The sequence below is a fragment of the Vibrio sp. 10N.222.47.A9 genome, assembly GCF_963872585.1.
Classification (GTDB): Bacteria; Pseudomonadota; Gammaproteobacteria; order Enterobacterales; family Vibrionaceae; genus Vibrio; species Vibrio splendidus.
This window is the reverse complement of sequence record NZ_CAWNBB010000026.1, coordinates 1-1,339: the sequence shown is the minus strand read 5'-3', so window position 1 is coordinate 1,339 and position 1,339 is coordinate 1. Positions and strand designations below refer to the sequence as shown.

The window sequence follows — 1,339 nt, the reverse complement described above, 5'->3', positions numbered from 1 at the left end:
TAAATCTATTAAATCTATTAATATATTAAATCTATTAATCTATTAATCTATCTATCTATTAATCTATTAATCTATCTATCTGGGAATCATGAAAAAAATAATATTACTTACTGGTTTATTCAGTATTCCAGTACTAGCTGCGACGGAATCCCCTCAGATTTTTGTTGGTGTAAAGGGTGGGTATCAATGGGCCCTAGACGACAATTACAATCATTCAAATCCAGAAGGAACAATTTTAGGTCTCTATGGCGGGTTACAGTTTACGCCCTCTTGGAGTTGGGATTTAGGCTATCAATATCACGATAAACTAAAGGCGGGCGCCACATCGGTTAATGTTAAAGCTTGGTTGATTGAAAGTGCTCTTCGTTACGATTGGTACCTACAAGATAACCTGAGTTTGTACGGCCGAATTGGTGCTGCTTATTGGGACATGGAAAAAACACAACCGTCTTCAAGTAAGAGCGATGCAACAGGTTTTTCTCCTCTCGGTGAGGTAGGGGTTAGCTATCGCTTTAACCCTAACGTCCGATTATCAACGGGCTATCAATACATTGACCGTATTGGTAAGTCAAACACGGGTAAGTATGATAGCCGTGGATTGTTGGTCAGTCTAACCTATACGTTTGGCAGTACAACTCAACCAGCGTTAGTCGAAACAGCACCAACGTCTATTATTGAAGATACTTCCGTTAAAGAGACAGCCACTGCAAAAGCATCGCACCAAATACAGGCATTTTCACCAAAAACTACAGAAGGATTGTTTGGCTTTAATTCAGTCGAACTTAGCCAAGAGTTTACTGACCAATTAACTGAGACCTCTTCAGTATTAAATTCTCACCCACAAGCTCAGGCCGTGGTTGTTGGACACACTGACTCAACAGGCTCAGCACTCTACAATCAAAACCTATCTGAGCATCGTGCTCAAGCGGTCGTCAATAAACTGATTGAATTGGGAGCTACACCGGCACAACTTAAGTCGAGAGGTGAAGGTGAGTCTCAACCTGTTGCAGATAACAATACTGCAGAAGGACGAGCTGAAAATCGCCGAGTTGAAATCACCATCCCTAACTTCCAGTTTCAAGAATAGGTTGTATTACTATGAGTCAATATTTTAAAGTCTTATTTTTAATAGTGGTTTTTCCACTATTAACGTTATTAACCGGTTGTAATTCAGAAGGTGCTTTCTCTGAATCAACCGTAAAATTAGAACGTATAGATATCACCGCTTCACCGATAACAACACGAGGTGTTAGTGAATTGACGCTTGCGGTAGGTAACAAGCAGCCCTTTGAAGCGGTTGGTCACTACTCTGATGGTTCATCTCGCACATTGACGGATT

1 protein-coding gene and 1 pseudogene are annotated in these 1,339 nt (G+C 40.6%); both read left to right on the top strand.

What is annotated here, in order from left to right; translation table 11 throughout:
• The first annotated feature begins 88 nt into the window (after window positions 1-88).
• Window positions 89-1,087: an OmpA family protein gene (locus AACT19_RS06765; RefSeq protein WP_076645813.1), complete on the top strand. Its 999-nt coding sequence runs from the start codon at window positions 89-91 to the stop codon at window positions 1,085-1,087.
• Window positions 1,088-1,098: 11 nt separating this feature from the next.
• Window positions 1,099-1,339 (top strand): annotated as a pseudogene (locus AACT19_RS06760) (Ig-like domain-containing protein); the annotation flags it as partial.